The 17370-nt window shown below is 46.5% G+C and carries 17 protein-coding genes; all 17 read right to left on the bottom strand.

What is annotated here, in order from left to right; all coding sequences use genetic code 11:
• Positions 1 to 149: 149 nt before the first annotated feature.
• The 17 genes from AC0MXB_RS07760 to AC0MXB_RS07840 all read right to left on the bottom strand — a co-directional run bounded on the left by AC0MXB_RS07760 (position 150) and on the right by AC0MXB_RS07840 (position 17271).
• Positions 150 to 857: a WbqC family protein gene (locus AC0MXB_RS07760; RefSeq protein WP_474039085.1), complete on the bottom strand. Its 708-nt coding sequence runs from the start codon at positions 855 to 857 to the stop codon at positions 150 to 152.
• A gap of 35 nt (positions 858 to 892) precedes the next feature.
• Positions 893 to 1798: an NAD-dependent epimerase/dehydratase family protein gene (locus tag AC0MXB_RS07765; RefSeq protein ID WP_474039086.1), complete on the bottom strand. Its 906-nt coding sequence runs from the start codon at positions 1796 to 1798 to the stop codon at positions 893 to 895.
• A 6-nt stretch (positions 1799 to 1804) separates the two neighbouring features.
• Positions 1805 to 2062 carry an acyl carrier protein gene (locus tag AC0MXB_RS07770; protein ID WP_474039087.1) on the bottom strand — a complete coding sequence of 86 codons (258 nt, stop codon included), beginning with the start codon at positions 2060 to 2062 and terminating at the stop codon, positions 1805 to 1807.
• Positions 2059 to 3810 (bottom strand): HAD-IIIC family phosphatase, encoded by a 1752-nt coding sequence (locus tag AC0MXB_RS07775; RefSeq protein ID WP_474039088.1) that lies wholly within the window; start codon positions 3808 to 3810, stop codon positions 2059 to 2061. The genes AC0MXB_RS07770 and AC0MXB_RS07775 overlap by 4 nt, the downstream gene beginning before the upstream one ends.
• Before the next feature lie 13 nt (positions 3811 to 3823).
• Positions 3824 to 4498 carry an acetyltransferase gene (locus AC0MXB_RS07780; protein WP_474039089.1) on the bottom strand — a complete coding sequence of 225 codons (675 nt, stop codon included), beginning with the start codon at positions 4496 to 4498 and terminating at the stop codon, positions 3824 to 3826.
• 12 nt (positions 4499 to 4510) lie between these two features.
• Positions 4511 to 5248, bottom strand: coding sequence for a class I SAM-dependent methyltransferase (locus AC0MXB_RS07785; RefSeq protein WP_474039090.1), 738 nt, complete (start codon positions 5246 to 5248; stop codon positions 4511 to 4513).
• Positions 5241 to 6221 carry a glycosyltransferase family 2 protein gene (locus tag AC0MXB_RS07790; RefSeq protein WP_474039091.1) on the bottom strand — a complete coding sequence of 327 codons (981 nt, stop codon included), beginning with the start codon at positions 6219 to 6221 and terminating at the stop codon, positions 5241 to 5243. The genes AC0MXB_RS07785 and AC0MXB_RS07790 overlap by 8 nt, the downstream gene beginning before the upstream one ends.
• Positions 6211 to 7065 carry a dTDP-4-dehydrorhamnose reductase gene (gene rfbD / locus AC0MXB_RS07795; protein WP_474039092.1) on the bottom strand — a complete coding sequence of 285 codons (855 nt, stop codon included), beginning with the start codon at positions 7063 to 7065 and terminating at the stop codon, positions 6211 to 6213. The genes AC0MXB_RS07790 and rfbD overlap by 11 nt, the downstream gene beginning before the upstream one ends.
• 9 nt (positions 7066 to 7074) lie before the next feature.
• A complete protein-coding gene (rfbB, locus tag AC0MXB_RS07800; protein WP_474039093.1) occupies positions 7075 to 8082 on the bottom strand; it encodes a dTDP-glucose 4,6-dehydratase in 1008 nt (335 codons plus the stop codon).
• A 60-nt stretch (positions 8083 to 8142) separates the two neighbouring features.
• Complete coding sequence (locus AC0MXB_RS07805; protein WP_474039094.1) at positions 8143 to 8598, bottom strand: dTDP-4-dehydrorhamnose 3,5-epimerase family protein; 456 nt, start codon at positions 8596 to 8598, stop codon at positions 8143 to 8145.
• Positions 8599 to 8640: 42 nt separating this feature from the next.
• The gene (rfbA, locus tag AC0MXB_RS07810) at positions 8641 to 9516 is read right to left on the bottom strand and encodes a glucose-1-phosphate thymidylyltransferase RfbA (RefSeq protein ID WP_474039095.1); all 876 of its coding nucleotides are present in this window, start codon (positions 9514 to 9516) and stop codon (positions 8641 to 8643) included.
• A 23-nt stretch (positions 9517 to 9539) separates the two neighbouring features.
• A complete protein-coding gene (locus AC0MXB_RS07815) occupies positions 9540 to 11120 on the bottom strand; it encodes an NAD(P)/FAD-dependent oxidoreductase (RefSeq protein WP_474039096.1) in 1581 nt (526 codons plus the stop codon).
• A 46-nt stretch (positions 11121 to 11166) separates the two neighbouring features.
• On the bottom strand, positions 11167 to 11565 hold the full coding sequence (locus AC0MXB_RS07820; protein ID WP_474039097.1) for a GtrA family protein: 399 nt from the start codon (positions 11563 to 11565) through the stop codon (positions 11167 to 11169).
• A gap of 27 nt (positions 11566 to 11592) precedes the next feature.
• The gene (locus tag AC0MXB_RS07825; RefSeq protein ID WP_474039098.1) at positions 11593 to 13494 is read right to left on the bottom strand and encodes a hypothetical protein; all 1902 of its coding nucleotides are present in this window, start codon (positions 13492 to 13494) and stop codon (positions 11593 to 11595) included.
• Position 13495: 1 nt separating this feature from the next.
• Complete coding sequence (wbaP, locus tag AC0MXB_RS07830; protein WP_474039099.1) at positions 13496 to 14977, bottom strand: undecaprenyl-phosphate galactose phosphotransferase WbaP; 1482 nt, start codon at positions 14975 to 14977, stop codon at positions 13496 to 13498.
• 88 nt (positions 14978 to 15065) lie between these two features.
• Positions 15066 to 16082 (bottom strand): glycosyltransferase family 9 protein, encoded by a 1017-nt coding sequence (locus AC0MXB_RS07835; protein WP_474039100.1) that lies wholly within the window; start codon positions 16080 to 16082, stop codon positions 15066 to 15068.
• Complete coding sequence (locus AC0MXB_RS07840) at positions 16060 to 17271, bottom strand: O-antigen ligase family protein (protein ID WP_474039101.1); 1212 nt, start codon at positions 17269 to 17271, stop codon at positions 16060 to 16062. The genes AC0MXB_RS07835 and AC0MXB_RS07840 overlap by 23 nt, the downstream gene beginning before the upstream one ends.
• Positions 17272 to 17370: the final 99 nt, after the last annotated feature.

Below are 17370 nucleotides of genomic sequence, written 5' to 3' on the forward strand. Positions count from 1 at the left end.
CTTGCTTGTCCGCTACAATTCCGCATATTTGCACACTATCAGATCCCCGGCTGAGAGTGGGCAAATCCTAGTGGCATTGGCGTTAGGATAATATTTCTACATGAAGCTAAATTTTCCTCTTTTGGTTTACATTTTTTTTGTGTTTTTTTTCATTTTACGCATTTCTTTTCTTCTCGCCAACCCCAAATAAAATAAGGTGCGTCAGGCCCTGTCTGGAACAACAGGTCAATAATACTCACATAATGGTCGAAGGGCGGATAAAACTGATCATATTCGGGATAGCCTGAATAATCCTTATAAATGAGTTCTACGCCGCGTTTGTCGAATTCAGCAGGATCAATGTAATCCTGCGCCGCTGGACCGGATACATATACAGAGGCTTGTGATTTATCCATAAGATCAAGAAGCTTTTCCAGCTTCTTGCCTTGTAGATCATAATCACGCACATGTTTATATTCTACGGAAATGCCGAGAAACTCTTTGGCAATATGGCGAATCAAGTATTGGTCAAGCTCTGACAGATACGTCCACTTTGCTTCGCAGTAAACATATTCAAAAAAGTCTTTGTAACGAGAAAAGTAGGGGGCTTTCCGATAGGCTTGGCAGATTTTCGCCCAGTGATTGGCCTGCCAGCTATCGTCTTTTAGCTTGACTTCATCAATGGCTCGCGTCAAATCATAACCTACCGGCAGCGTAATCCAGGACGCTCCCCGTTCCATCTTAATTTTGTTACGGTTACGCCAGTCATTTTTCGTATATTGCACATCGTCATAGACGACAAGAAGATCCACATCGTGGATCATATCAAAATAGCCTTTCCAAGGCAGATAATCCGATTGGAGAGCAACAAGTTTCATGAGTACGAAATAGCTCCTTTCTCTTTTGCTGAGGTTCAGGCCTTCATAAGCCGCGCTAGGCCCGCTTCTAAAGTAACCGTCGGCTGCCAGCCCAGCTTCGCTTTCGCCAGAGAAATATCTAAGATATTGACAGGCACATCTTGTCGCCTTCCTGGCGTAAAACGCACCTGCGCTTTCAAATCAGCGACTGTTTCTAGAAGGCTCAGGAGTTCACGCAGCGAGCAACCAGCTCCACTGCCAATATTAAAGATTTTCTCAGGCCCCTCATACTGCATCATCGCCAGGGCCGCCTTGGCTACATCATCGGCATAGACGAAGTCTCTGACGACAGAGCCGTCGCCCCAAATTTCAATGGGCTGACCTGCTAGTAGCCGCGCTGCAAAAGCAGCGACTGCGCCTTGAGGTTTCGCTGGATTTTGCCCTTCGCCATAGGGATTAGCCAAACGCATACAAGCATAGTCAAGACCATAGAGATGATGGTAGAGCTGAAGATATTTTTCAATAGCCAGCTTATGAACGCCATAGGCGCAGATTGGATTGGTGGGCGCTGTCTCAGCGATTGGCTCATCACCGGAAAGACCGTAAACGGAACCGCCTGATGACACAAAAAAGACCTTCTTTACGCCCTGCTGTCGGCACGCTTCCAATAACTGCAACGTGGGAACTACATTGTCTATAATCTGTTTGGCCCCATCTTCATCAGCAGGCAAAGCCGTGCAGATCAAGTGAAAGACCCAGTCAAAACCAGCTACTAGGGAAGAAAAATCAGCTTCTGCCGTGAAATCGCCTTGCAGATACTGAATCGGACTGTTTTTTTGGTAGCTGCGGCGGAGCTGCGGCGCAGTTCGTTCATACGTTGCCACAACATGGCCGCTTCGCAGCAGTTCGGCTACAATGGCAGAGCCGACAAAGCCGCTGCCGCCTAATACAAGACATTGCAAAAACAGCTACCCCCTTTCCTGATAGGAAAGCACTGCAGCTGTCAGTTGAGCAACACTAGCAAGGGCCGTCACTTCTTCATCGCTGAATTCGATGGTGAAGGCTTCTTCCAGTCCAGCAATAATGCGTAGCTGCGCTAGTGAGTCCCAAGCGGCTTCGGTGTCGGAGCTAGCCTGTACCGTAAGCTCGGCTACTGATTTTTGCAATGCTGCCGCCACGATTTGCCGAACCTCTTTCTCTACGGATTCCTGATTGATCGCCTTCATGATTTTCCTCCCTCGTCTTCCCACTGAAGCAAAATATGGGGAATTGCTTCTTTCTTCCGTTGCGCACTGGTCAAACTGAAACTACCATCACCCGATGCGTTAAAGCCTTGCTTTGGCCAAAAATCAGCAACCTGACTATTTTTCGCGGTAGGCGCATAGGCTGCTTCCCAGTCGGTCACGAGCCAATCGGTTTCGATTCGCTGCGCCGCGGCCTGCCACAAGGCCGTTTCCACTTGGCGTCCCAAGACACGACAGCTTAGCAAAAAGTTTAGAATTTTCGCCTTGTTTCCGTCTCGCTCGACTAACAAAACGCCAGTTAGACCTAGATCGCCAAAGCAGTCAGCCACGCGGCCATATAAAACAAAATAGCGGTCAGGATCGTTGATAAAGCCGAGAATCTCGCTTTCCGCATACCGTTTTGTCGTCAAGTTAAATTGATTTGTCTTTTGCGTGAGCTGAGCAATGCGCGCCGCCTGTTCGGCTGTAGCTCGTCCCAGGGTCAGCGTCGTTTGCAGTGATAAGAGGTATTCGCTAAGATCCTGATAGCGCTGTTTTTTCGCCTGTCGCGCCTGTTCGGCTTGATAGAGCTTGGCCCGATTTTGATCTTCCTGACTTACGGCAAAGTTCGTAAACAAATGATCTTTCTGTAATAGCGCTGGGTAAGCGGCCAATTTCTTCGGCACTTGCAGTGTCAACACTTCCGGACAAAGCTCGGCCACTAGGGAACATTCGACAGGATTATCGTCGACAAAGACACAACTAGCCAGACCAATATTGAGCTGCTCGGCTAGGCGCTTCACATTAGTCGCCTTATCCTCCCAGTTGATCTGCCAGGCTGCTAGATGTTCTCGCTTAATCAAGCAGTATGGGTGATTGTCCAGAACCTCCCAGACATCGGCCGCGTTATTTTTACTGCAAAGAGCCAGCATAACGCCTCGTTTCGCCAGAGCGAGTACTGTCTTTTGAAATTCATAGTAGGCCTTGCCAGGATAGGTATTGCGGTCAAGGGCTATGCCGCTCAGGCCCTCTTCCCCTACAACGCCGCCCCAGAGCGTATTATCGCAGTCAAGGATGAGGCATTTTTTGGCCCGTCCTGTCAGAGCCTTAATAAAGGGAGCAATCTCGCTAGCATATTCAGCTAAAAAAGCGGGACGCAGTGGCGAAGCAAACATAAGCCAGTTCCGTTCATCAATGGCCGCCTGCCAGCCCGTGCGCCGAACCAAGCGATTCCAATCAATCAAATAAAACTGGGCGCTGTGCTGGGCTACATAGTCTTTAAGAAGAGCATTCAGCCCTTCAATTTTTTCGGTTAAGGAGAGTTCTCCCTTCAGCGGGACAGACTCTTCATCAGGCGGCAGTAAAAACGTATGAATAAGGACAGGCGCTGTGGTCTGCTCCTTAATCGCCGCAAGAACATTTTCGAGGTAATCTTGGACGCCGCGGCTATCCCAGCCGGGAAGATTCCAGTCACTGTCAATCTGATCAAGCAAGAGCGTTAATACGACAATTTCTTTTTCGCCCGCAGGAACAGGCTCCCAGCCTGCCAAAATATCCTGGGGCAATGAATTATAGCCGCTTAGGGTGACAACAGGACGTAGCTCCACAGAATACAGTTGATAGGCTAAAAAATCTTCCAGACTTTCGATCGTATAATTGCGCAGCAGCCGGATATGAACAGGCGGGAAAGCCGCCGCTGTCTCCTTTTGACTACGCAGGGTTTCTAACATTTCCTGATAAGTGGGCTGCACGCGTCTCCCTCCTTTATAAAAAGTTTTTTGCCAAGCGACTGCTAAAAGGCGCCGCCGTATTGCCAACGGCCGTATAGACGCTCCCTTTAGCGGGGGCTTCCAACACGAGAGCGCCAGCGCCGATGAGCGCGTCATCGCCCACAGTGAGTCGATGCTTAATGGTAGAATTCATGCCTAAAAACACACGATTTCCCACAACTACATGGCCGCCGATCACAGCGTGAGACGCCATAAATACATAGTTGCCAAGCGTAGAGTGATGACTCACATTAGCGCCAGAGCAGAGAATCACACCATTGCCCATGGTGGCAAAGGGTTGAATCACAGCCTGCTCCATAATCAGGCAGTTGTCGCCAGGGACAAACCCCTGCCAAACAACAGCGCTGGGCGCCACATAGGAGGCCAGACGATAGCCTTTTGCTCTCGCTGCGGCGCATTTAGCCTCACGGCCTTTATTCAAATTTTGAAAGCCAATGGCAATAAAGAGATCAACGGAATCTGGCGGATAGATTGTTTCAAGGTCTTTAAAAGCAATGACAGGCTTTCCCTGAAAGGAGTCTGTCGTTACATAAGCGCGGTCCACCGTAAAGGCCACGACTTCATACTCTTCACTTTGCGTGAAAAAATAGGCAGCCAATTCCGCAAAATCGTGAATGCCGAAAATAACGAGAGGCCGTTTGCCATTCATAGCTGCCGCCTCCTAAAGCTGTGCTTCCAGATACAAGCTATTTGAAAGCTCAGGATAGGCAATCCCCGTCGTAAAAAACGCCTTGATAATCTCTTCCGAAAAAGCGAGTTCCTTCATCTGGCCTGTCGTAATCGGTTTTAGTAAGATGCCTTCAGTCGTTTTAACCGTAAGGCCGGCCGCTTCGACGAGCGAACGAATCGCCGCTAAATCAAAATAACGTCGGTGACCAAAACCGCGGTCATAGTCGCTGAGCTGGTATAAGTCAGGCAACAGTCCCGCTTCATGGCCAATCTGCCGATGGAGCGAAGTGGCATTTGGCACGGCAATAAAGAGAGTGCCTCCTGGCGCTAAAAAGTTCACATAGCGCTTTACCAGAGCCAAAGGATCTTCCACATGTTCTAAGATAAAGCCCATTTCGATGGCGTCGACCTTCTGCCCAGGATCAAACTCTTCAAACCAAGCGTGAACTGTTGTCATGGTATCGGCTAGCGTCACTTCCTGACGCACCTTTTCCAGCATTTGCTCCGAGCCGTCAACAATCCAATATTTTTCTAATTTCTTGCCTAACTTGGCGACAACAGACTGATTGACTGCCGTATAACCTACGCCAAGACTCACTAGCGTCTTATAGTCTTTGGCTAAAAACCGCGCCATCATGCGCTCCGAAAACCATTGGCAAGTGCGCATGCATTCATCATAATAAGGACCAGCTGCGCCGTAGGCGCCGCAGAGTGCATCAAGTTCATTCATGAGAATCACCTCGCTGATAGATTTTGCGAATCAAATACTGGGGTCTGCCTTTTGTCTCGGCAAAAACCTTGGCAAGATAGAGTCCCACAATTCCCACAAAGAGAATAATCAATCCGCCTAAAAACCATAAAGAAACCATAATCGACGCATAGCCGATCAAAATATAGTCAGGATAAAGCAGCTTGCGAACAAGCATCGCCGTCCCCATCACGCCAGCCAGCGCTGATATCATCATCCCCAGCGTAAAGATGAGCTGCAATGGATAGGCCGTAAAGGAAGTAATAGCATTAATGAGCAAACTCACTTTCTTAGTCAGCGTATAGCTTGATACAGTTCGCATTCTTTCCTTCGTAACAAAAAAAGCTTCCTGACGAAAGCCGGTCCAGGCATAATTGCCTGCCAGAAATAAATTGTTATCAGTCAGAGTGCCAAGGGCCGTCACGTAATCAGCTGTCATCAGCCGGACTGTGCAAATATTGGCGGGAATTTTCACTTCTGACATTTTATTAAACAGTCGGTAAAATAAACCGCCGGAGACGCGCCGTCCTACCGTACCGGCCCGCTCCTCCTGAACGCCGTAGACCACATCGACTTGCTTTTCCTGCAGGCGCTCATAAAAAGGCAGCAGCCATTCCGGCGAGTCTTCTAAGTCAACATCAATCAAGAAAATGAGACGGCCTTTCGCGGTGCGTAGCCCCGCTAAAGCAGCCGGATGATGGCCGAAGTTTCGCGACAGTTCTACCAGCTTGACCTTGGGATCGCGAGCTACTAGCTCTTTCGCTAAAGCGCCAGATTCATCAGGCGAGCCGTCATCGACAAAAATAAGCTCATAGTTGTCCGTGAGCTGCTGTACAGTTGCAGTCATGCGTTGGTAAAACTCACCGATAAATTTGGCTGACGCATAGAGAGTCGTCACAATGCTAATGGCAGGAACTGCAGCAAATTCAGTATCTCTGTCGCGATCAGTTGTCATGTGCTATAGCCCCCTCAATGGCTAAATAGGCTTTGAGCGCTTCTTGCCAAGAGCGCATTTCTCGCCCTAATACCAGTGGCAGCATGTAGCCGCCAAGCGGCGAGTATGCCGGACGCGGTGCTGGGCGACCTAGTTCGGCTGTCGTCTGTGGGAGCACTGTTACCTGAGTTTGACCTGCTATCGCAAAAATTGTTTTTGCAAAATCGTGCCAAGTAGTGATCCCCTGATTGACACAATGATAAATGCCGTAGGCTTCTGTCGCCGCTAGCTGCAAGATTGCCGCCGCCAGATCCTGCGCATAAGTGGGACAACCATATTGATCATTGACAATAGTGAGGGTTTGCCGCTCCTTGGCGAGCTTTAGCATGGTGCGGACAAAGTTCGGACCATCGCCATAGAGCCAGGAAGTGCGCACAATAAAAAGCTTATTTACAACCTGCTTCGCCAGAAGTTCTCCAGCCAGCTTTGTTCTGCCATAAATGCTCTGCGGATTCGTCTGATCGAATTCTGTATAGGGGACAGTGGCTTGTCCGTCAAAAACATAATCGGTACTCACATAGATCAATTTTGCGCCGCAAGACAGCGCCGCCGCTGCGATATTCTGCGTTCCCACAGCATTTAGCCGATAGGCTGCTTCTCTATCGCTTTCCGCGCCGTCTACATTTGTATAGGCAGCGCCATGAATGATGACATCAGGTTGATAGGAACGTACACGTTCTTGCACCTGCTCCGCCTGCGTTATATCAAGTTCTTGCCGCGAGGCGGCCCAAAAAGTTTGGCCAACCAGCTCTTTTGCCAGAGCCTTGCCAAGCTGCCCGGCGCCGCCTGTAATCAGTATTTTCATTTTGATCTCCTAACGATTGGTATACATGGCTTCATAATAAGCAGCATATTCGCCTGACTTAATTTTTTGCCACCATGGTTCATGAGATAGATACCACTCAACCGTTTCCTTAATGCCTGTCTCAAAGGTATAGATAGGCTGCCAGCCCAGCTCGCTTTCCAGCTTCGTCGCATCAATTGCGTATCTGCGATCATGGCCGAGCCGATCCGTCACATAAGAAATGAGCGCTTCACTTTTACCAAGCTGCTGCAAAATGGTTTGCACAATATAAAGATTGGTCCGCTCATTATGTCCGCCAATATTATAGACTTCACCAGGCCGGCCATCTTGTAGTACTAAGTCGATTGCCCGACAATGATCGATTACATGAAGCCAGTCGCGAATCTGCAGCCCATCGCCATAGACAGGAATAGCTTTTCCCTCTAAGGCATTCGTAATGACAAGGGGAATCAACTTTTCGGGAAAATGGTAAGGACCATAGTTATTAGAGCAGCGCGTAATATTGACAGGTAGCCCATAGGTTTCATGATAAGCTCTGACAAGAAGATCGGCGCTGGCTTTGCTAGCGGAATAAGGACTGTTCGGCGCTAGTGGCGTCGTTTCCGTAAAAAAGCCAGTAGACCCTAAGGAACCATAGACTTCATCAGTCGAAATCTGTACGTACTTTTTAATGTGATACTGCCTCGCAGCCTGTAAGAGATTCAGCGTACCCATTACATTGGTCCGTAAGAATAGACCAGGGTCATGAATACTACGATCGACATGAGATTCGGCAGCAAAATTCACAATCGTGTCAATGCCTTGCGCCATGGCCTGTTCAATCGCCGCTGGATCGGTAATATCCCCTTTTAAAAAGGTATAATTAGGATTCTTGGCTACATCGGCCAGATTCTCCAGATTGCCTGCATAGGTCAGAGCGTCTAGATTGACAATATGGCAGTCGCTATGACTGTGCAGCATATAACGGATAAAATTACTGCCAATAAATCCAGCGCCGCCGGTCACTAAAATATGCATTACCTATTTCGCCTCGCTTTCACCTGCTATTGCTATTTTTCTGTAGCGTTGCGCCGTTTCCTAACGATTCTCTGTCGTCCAATCAAAGCCAATAGTGGGATCATTCCAGGCCAGTCGCTTTTCATCTGGCGCTTTCGGGTCATAAGACTCTGTCGTATAGTAGACGATACAGGCTGGTTCATTGCCTAGGACGCGATAGCCATGAGCTACGCCTGCCGGAATGACTACAACGAGCGGATTATCTTCCCCCATATAAAAGACATCGGTTTGTCCTGTTGTCGGCGAATCGGGCCGTAAGTCATGAAGCACAACTTGGGCATTGCCGACAGGGAAAAACCAGATGTCATCTTGTATTTCGTGATAATGAAACGCTTTAATCACACCGGGATACGATTTCGACATGGAAGATTGACCGAATTTTTTGATCATAGCTTCATCATCGCGCAAAATTTCCATAAAGAAACCGCGGTCGTCACTGCGACGAACCAGCTTCTTAACTTTTACATCCTGAATCATATTGTAACCTCCAACCGCTTTATAAAGAAGTTATAATCAAGTCTAAAATCCTTTGGCTACTTGCAGCAAATATTGCCCATAGCCATTTTTCTGCAGCGGCTCAGCCAGTTCGGCCAGCTGTGCTGCATCAATATAGCCCATGCGATAGGCGATTTCTTCGGGACAGGCAACCTTGAGGCCCTGCCGCTGTTCAATGGTCTGAACAAAATTCGATGCCTGCAATAGCGAATCATGGGTCCCTGTATCAAGCCAGGCATAGCCGCGGCTGAGTTTTTCTACTTTGAGCTGTCCTTGCGCCAAATAAGCTTTATTTACATCGGTAATTTCTAATTCGCCTCGCGCAGAAGGCTGCAAAGCGGCCGCAATGTCAACCACCTGATTATCATAAAAATAAAGCCCCGTCACGGCGTAATTTGATTTCGGTACTTTAGGTTTTTCCTCCAAGTCAATGGCCTTACCGCTTTCGTCAAAAGCGACAACGCCATAGCTCTCAGGATTTTTCACCCAATAAGAAAAGACCGTGGCGCCTTGTTCCTGCGCTGCCGCTTTCTGCACATGCTTCGCTAGCTGATTGCCATAAAAAATATTGTCGCCTAAAATGAGCGAACAGCCATCGCGGCCAATAAACTGGCGGCCAATTATAAACGCCTGCGCTAGTCCTTCGGGCTGCGGCTGCACGGCGTACTGTAAATTAAGACCCCATTGACTGCCGTCAGCAAGCAAGGCCTGAAATAACGCGGAATCCTGGGGTGTCGTAATAATCAAGATATCACGAATTCCCGCCAGCATCAGTGTGCTCAGCGGGTAATAGATCATGGGTTTATCATAAATCGGCATGAGCTGTTTGCTAACAACCCGTGTCAAGGGATGCAGCCGTGTTCCCGAGCCGCCAGCTAAAATAATTCCCTTTGTAATCAAAAAATCCTCTCCCCTCAGCGGATTTATTTGGTTTCATGATACTCTTCTTCTGTATTTACAGCCCATATTGCATCTTTGGTCAAGCGATTTTCCCGAATCGCCGCAACGGCGGCCATAGCCGATAACATCGAATGATCCATATTATTATAACGATGCATGCCATTACGCCCAATTAAGAACAGATTTGAAATTGGATCAACAAACTGACGAATCGAAGAAAGTTCATTATACGTTCCAAAATAGGCAGGATAGGCTTTCGGCACTTTGATCACCGTATGATCAAGTACATCGGCCTTGTCGATGATACCAATCTTCGCTAACTCTGCTACAGCGAAATCAGCAAAATCTGATTCGGGCTGCTGCCAAAGCTCGTCGCCTTCATTACAAAAATACTCCATTCCCAACCACACTGTATCCATATCATCAACAAGATAGGGGCTCCAATTATTAAAAATTTGCAATCGACCAACCTTTACATCTCTTTCCTGAATATAAATCCAATTATCCGGCACAAGCTGTCCAATCGTTTTAAATGCCGTGTCATTCGTAATCTTTAATTTTTTGAGCAAAACACCGACTGTAATAAAATCGCGATATACAAGCCCCTGGGCTACTTGCTGCACTTTTTCCGGTACAGCCTTGCCCATGGCACTGATAAGATCTTTGATGGGCATCGTCGAAATAAAGTAATCAGCGCGATGAACCATTACTTCGCCTGTTACCTTATTGCGTACAGTCACTGACTGAATCTGTTCTTTCTCCCAGCTAATCTCACAGACTTCACAGGAGCGAAAAATTTTGCCGCCCATGGCTTCGACCTCATTAGCCGTCCTTTCCCAAAGCTGACCAGGACCAAACTTTGGATACAAAAACGCTTCGATCAGACTCGTTTCCGTTTCTTTTAACTTTTCACCGCCGCACACCATTTGACGAAGCGCATGCAAGACTGCTTTATAAATTGACAAACCCTTTACCCGCTGCGCCCCCCACTCTGGCTGAATCGCCGAACAAGGTACGCCCCAAACTTTTTCCGTGTAATCGCGAAAAAAAGTATTATAAAGTTCTTTGCCAAAGCGGTTAATAAAGAAATCTTCCAAACTCTTCTCAGGTCGAATTGGCAATAGCGAAGACTTGACATAACTAACACCTGTTCTAAGAACACGCCAAAAGCCAAGATTGCCTAACGTCGTAAGGCTCAGCGAAATAGGATAAGAAAAGAACTTTCGCAAAAAGAAGATTCGCGATAAGCGCCGCCGCACAAGCATCACTTCATCTTGCTGCTCTGGGTCGCTACTATCCTTGCCTAAAAGATGATCAAAGCTGCCTACCTTGTCGCGCCCTAACTGCAGATCATCTTTTGCTGGCGCCGTTTGCAACGGCAGTCGTTTAAGCCACCAATCCATTACTTTTTCGGAGCGGGAAAAAAAGCGATGGCCGCCAATGTCCATGCAATTCCCTTTATATTTTACGGTTCTTGATATACCGCCGACAGAGTCTGTCGCTTCAAAAATAAGCGGCTCAATGTCCGTATGTTGCAGTAATTCATGTGCTGCTGTTAATCCGGCAGGCCCTGCACCGATAATAATCGCCACTTTTTTTCCCATGAACTTTCTCCTTTGCTAACCATAGTAAATAGTACAACGGCAGATATCAACGAAACAACAGATATTTTCTGCCAAAAAAATTCCACAAATAAACCAGAATTGCCGAAAACACTTTTGATCCCATATAGTAAATATGACCAAGGGTCGTAAACAGCCAGAGAAGCAGTTCGTTCAGCCCCAGGCCAATCACTCCGACAACAGTAAATAAAGCAAACTCCATATAACGATTTTCAATATTGCGCTGGTCAAAGACCCATAAGGTGCTTAATGTATAATTCACGATCAATCCTGCCGCAAAAGCAATGGCAGCCGAAAGCAAATAATAGAGGGAAAACTTTTCCGTTAAAATATATAAGAGCGAAAAATCAAGCATAAATGCAATTCCACCAACAATGGTATAACGAAAAAACTGCTTTGTAAAATTCCCCTTCCCTGGTAACCCCAATTTGAAACCTCCCCATTGCTACCCGAACTAATTCCATAAATATATGGCTAGCCAAAGAATCGGCAATAAATAATTCGCTGTTTGCACCACATTACGTCCATAAGGCGATAAAAAAATCCAGCTCCCTTCTGTCAGCAAAAAAATAATCGGCAGTAAACTCAAATAAACATGCCGTCCAATAAAAGTATCAATCCTAGTTGTAACAGCACCTGACACGATCGAAAACACATTCAGAATAAGCAATATAGCAAAAAACAAGCCAAGCTGGTCTTTCCGTCCATTTTTCACCTTGTGCACTACCGTCAAAGCTAACAGTGCCGCTAGCGAGTTCGCCATTATAGCCGACAAAGCATGAAAGGCCCCAAGATTATTTTCATGGGCAAACCAAAAGCTCCAGACAAATTCGCCGCTTTCACTAAGTAATTGCTTTAAGGTAATCGGTTGGTTCTCAGGATTCACAAACTTCTTTATAAGTACTAAATGATCCGCCAAGGGCACGATACTATGATAATGCTTATAGTTAAAATAAAGCCACGGCAATACTAAAAGAAAAAACGGGATGGCAAATAGGCCAATTCGCGCAATTTGTTTTTTCAGCGGCGCTTTTCTACCAACATAGCAAAAAACAAGAAAGGCCACTGCTGCAACGAAATAGGAAGAAATCTTGGTAACGACACAAAGCGCCCCAAGCAATCCAAGCTTAAGACCCATCTTGCCTAATGCAACGCCTGTCGCATCATTTTGTGGATCCGAAACTACTAGTCTTGACAAATATCCCAAGAAGATCGTCGTAATAAGAACAAGTAATGGTTCATTACTCGCGGTAGTCGATCTGACGATCGGCCCAGTTGATAAAAGAACCAGAAAAGAAAAACTCATAAATAAACTTTGTTTATCCTGACAAGGGAAAAACCGCTGTGAGAAACGCAATAAAAAGAAGGCCGTCGCCGCAAGGAAGAAACCGCCAAGTAAACGAATGACATAAAGCCGAACCTTCATGTCCTCAATCCAAAAGGTTAACGCTGCCGTGAGCGTATAATACAAGGGCGGTTGCACGACTTCGTATTGCGGAATAGACTGGGCGAAAACAATGGCTTTCGGATCTGCTGGGTTCATGAGACGATTCATTTCATTATAGTTTATAATTTCTTGAAATAGCGGAAGGCGCTGATTGTTAATTAAACTATTGATATAAGCAAAATGCGCCGACTCGTCAATCGGCGAATAAATCGTATTATAAAATGAAAACACCACTACTACTACGGCGACACAAAGCGGCAAAAAAGCCTTTGAGAAACGCCGCTTACCTATATAGAGTCCTAGCATGAGTAAAAGAAAACAAGGAGTCCATAGCCTTTGATAATTTTTTTCCCGGACGAAGATTTTACCAAGAAGAATTTGGTCGGTGCTAATCCCGTCGACAGTCAGCACTTGCTGGTTATCGCGATCGCTCTTTAGCCGATTCGCCTGCCACAACGACAGCCCATGAGGCGGCTCAAGGGGATCACTACTTAGAGTCAGCTTATAACTATGCCCCTTCACAGAAATCTGCTCAGGAAAAGCAAATCGATAATATTTATCTACTGGTAAACTCGCTACGCTTACTCGCTGACTAGCAACAATGCTTCCCGCGGTTTCATCAGCAAGCGTAAAAATGACATAGCCGCTTCGTGGCTGAGCTGTTTCATGAAAAAAGACTTCCAAAGCAAAAAAATGATCATCCAGACATTGAAACGTCTGACTTAAAGTTTCGCCTGGCAAAACATTTACTTGCATTTCTCCATTTACAGAAGCCCAAAAGAAACCTTTTTCTTGAATCGGAGCCTTCCAAACGGCAACCCCAATATATAGTATCAGCAAAATAGAAGCAACTACAGCCAGTAGCCTTGGCATGCCGCCGCTTTGCAGTTTTATATTGATTGCACCCACTTTAATATGCTCCCTTTCGTCCGAGTACCACGCCAATCGTTCTCACTAAAAAGACCATATCAAGCCAAAGCGACCAATTCCGTACATACCAGGCATCTAAGCGAACTCTTTGTTCAAAACTAAGCTCATTGCGACCACTAACCTGCCACAAGCCGGTAATCCCCGGGCGGGCGTAATGAATGACCTGGCGAAAATCCTTCATCTGATGACGTTCTCGCGGTAGATAAGGGCGTGGCCCTACTAAACTCATGTCGCCAAGAAAAACATTTAAAATCTGCGGCAATTCATCGAGGCTATAGCGGCGCAGCCAAGCGCCGGCTCGCGTTACCCGCGGATCATCGCCTTTGATTTTCGCATAAGTCTCCCATTCTTCTTTCGCTTCGGGATTTTCTTCTAAGAACTCTTGAAAAGCCTCTTGGTGCTCTTCATACATGGTGCGGAATTTATAGCAACAAAAAACCTTACTGCCCCGTCCCATGCGGCTGGCCTTGTGTAAAATGGGTCCTGGCGAATCAAAGACAAGCCAGAGCGAAATACACGCCATAATCGGCAGCAGTAACGGCAATAGACAAAAGCTCGCCGTCAAATCAAAAAGTCGTTTTATGAACAAATTATAACGATTGGATAGGTTATTACAGACCTTTAAGAGCACCATTTTTTCATGGAAAAGCGTCTCGACTTCCATGCCTTGTACAGGTATGCCAAAGAGATCCGGCACAAAAGTTACATTATCCACAAAAGGCTGCACACGATTTACGAGCGAAATGAGTTCTTCGCGACTCAGTCCTGGCGCCGTAATCAAGGCGTCCTTGACTTTTGCGTGCTGCAGAATCACTTCCGCTTCACAAAATCCGCCTAAGACGGGATAGCCCTTATAACACGAACCGGCAGGTAGACTGTCCTCAATGATACCAACAATACGGTAGCCCATATTCTGCTGCTTTTCAAAAGCGGCAAGCATCAATTCCAACGTTTTCCCGGCTCCAAAAACAATGACTGGCGCTTGCAGAAAATTGCACTTACTTAATAGACTCTGCACAATACTCCGACTGACAGTAAGGTAAATAAAGGTGACGAGCCAGGACAAGAACATGAATAGTCGGGAAATTTCAGCGATCGAGCCTGTAGCATAAAGCACCACAAGAATCAGCAACATTGAATAGGTACAGGCACGAAATATCTTCTCCGTCTGCTGCCAAAAGGGTAGCCACTTTTGATACAGTTTGTCGTAATGTAAAAACAGCAGAAAAGCGAGGGGAATTACCACATACATGTAGGTTGAAGGAATAAATACAAGAGGCTTGCCGTCTACCCCCACTAAGACCTCCCGCATGAAATAGACACTAAATAAAGCCGCAATAATGGCAATATAATCATTCAGCAACAAGAGAAGCGGAAAAAGCCAAGTGCGGCTCATTCGCTCCACTTGACTACACATTAACAAAGATTGATCTAGTTTCGGTAAATTCTTTGTTTTTTCCATAGATAAAACTCCTGTGCCTAAAAGTCAAGCGCATTTATACGCTCGGCCTATATTTCGCCGCTTTGCCGCAGAAGTCCTCTCTCGCCTACTAGGAAAGTCTACGTTCCACTTTTTTCCGCACTGTTTCGACGTCAATTTCTTTCATACATTCATGACCGCCGCAGCTGTGCTGACCGCAAGCCAAACAATCACGCGCACTAACTATTACAGCGTCATGCTGCTGATAAGGTGCATAGCGTACTGGATCGGACGGACCAAAGAGTGCTATCACCGGCACTTTTTGCGCTACGGCAATATGCATCGGTCCTGAATCGCCTGTAACCAGAACGCGGCACTTTTGCACTAACGCCGCCATTTCAAGGAGTGTCGTTTTTCCCGTAAAAATCGCCAGTCGCTTCGAATCAGCATGATTCATTAAGCCTACGATCGCCATGACATCATCAAAATCCATGGGACCACCGAAGAAGGCGACGCCATGACCTGTTTCGAGCAACCGATCCGCCAGAGCAGCAAACCCCTCTTTCGTCCAGCGCTTCGTCGGCCAACTGCCGCCTGTATTAAGTCCCACCACGGAAAACCGTGGCAGTTCCTGCGGAAAGACCCGATGCCACAACTGGTCCGCTCGTGCTGTCGCTGCCTCATCAAGCTGCATTTCCAAGCCTTCGTTCTCGATGGGAATCCCCACAGCCTGCAGCACTTCTAAATAAGCATCGACTTGATGAATATCGGTTCTCTCGGCGACAACCTGATCAAAGAAGAAATGAAACCCTGGCTTACTAAAGCCGATAATCTTTTTCCCGCCGCTAAAGGCCGCTAATGCAGAAGATCGTTCATTGCGATGAAGATTAATCACTAAGTCAAATTTTCTTTGTCTTAGTTCCTGAATCAGTTCCATAAAGTTTGATAACTTGGCATGGTAGCCTTTTTTATCAATCTCAATCAACTCTGATATGTGAGGGTTATAGCGAACCACTGCGGCATTTTTCTTATCAGCTAAAAGGGTAATATTGGCCTCAGGAAAAGCGGCCCGCAAGCTACGCAGTGTTGGCGTAGCAAAAAGTAAATCCCCAATATACATGAGATTAATAACTAGAATATTTTGCATAAGCCATTCCCCTTTCCGTGTGCAGACCGATTCCGACTAAAAACCAAAAATAACTCATAATACTAAGCTGATCAAAGCTGTAATCCAGCATACTCTGCAATAAAAAAGCGATTGTCAACAAAAAAGCAGCTAAAGCAAGTTCACTGCTACTGGTGCGGTAGCGCTGATAAGTGTGCCACAACAAATAGCTAAATACTAAAATGAGTGGAATTACACCGACAATCCCGCTCTCACACCAATGTTTCAAAATAAGATTGTGGGGATGCCGATGAATGCCTATTTCATGGGCCAATGGCGAAATGTAGATCTGATTATAATAATCAAAATAACGATCTGGACCAATTCCTAGCCAAGGATAATCACGAATCATAGCTATAGCACTTTGCCACATCAAGATTCGTTCCGAATTGGACACAAAGGCGGGATCAAAAAAAGTCATAAATCGCGCTGCCAAATCGGTCGAGAAAAAGAGAACCAGAAAAATCCCTAAGCTACCACAGGAGAAATAAACTAAAAGGCGCTTATATTTAGGCGGTGTCAACGCAATGCCTAAAGCAATAGCGACAATGAGCGCCAACCAAGCTGCCCGCGTACCATTAAATAACAAAGCAATAAGTGATAAAACGAGCACAAAAAAAACAAGAAGACCCATTCGCCGCGAAAGGCGGGAGCCAAGTAGTAGGCAGCCGAAAAAGATCATATAAAAAACAAGATGATAACCAAGTACAAAGGGACTGTCTTGCCCAAAACCATTGGCGCGAAAATTTCCATGGAGGCCTTGCCAAATAGCATAGGAAGCGTCAACGCCTGTCGCTAGCGTCATTGCGACAAAAATTCGGTTTAAGCGCTGCCGCGTCATTGCATAAGAAACAAGCACTAGCGGCAAAAACTGTACACCAAGTCTTAGAATATAAGCTATACTATGTTCCGGTTGCTCTGAAAGAAGACTGACCAAAAGCCATACTCCCAGCATTGCAGCAAGCCGCATAATCAGTCCCCACGCAATGGTTGGCGCCGTATTTCTGTTTCGATACTGGTATACTATGAGACAAGCGGCGAGAATCGCAAACAATTCCATACCATCACGCGCTCCCTTGAGCGAGAACCCCCATAGAAAGCTATATACTACTAAAAAAGCGGCGATTAGACTCTCCAAATGATATTCCCAGTTTCTTTTGCTTTCTAGCACTAAACCTCTTCTCCTTACCGCTGCTTCCCTGCCTGCTTTATCGGCACTTCCCGGCCTACTTCTTACTTTATTAACTGCTTATTAACTGTTTCTTCGTTG

The sequence above is a fragment of the Pelorhabdus sp. sgz311001 genome (assembly GCF_055901755.1).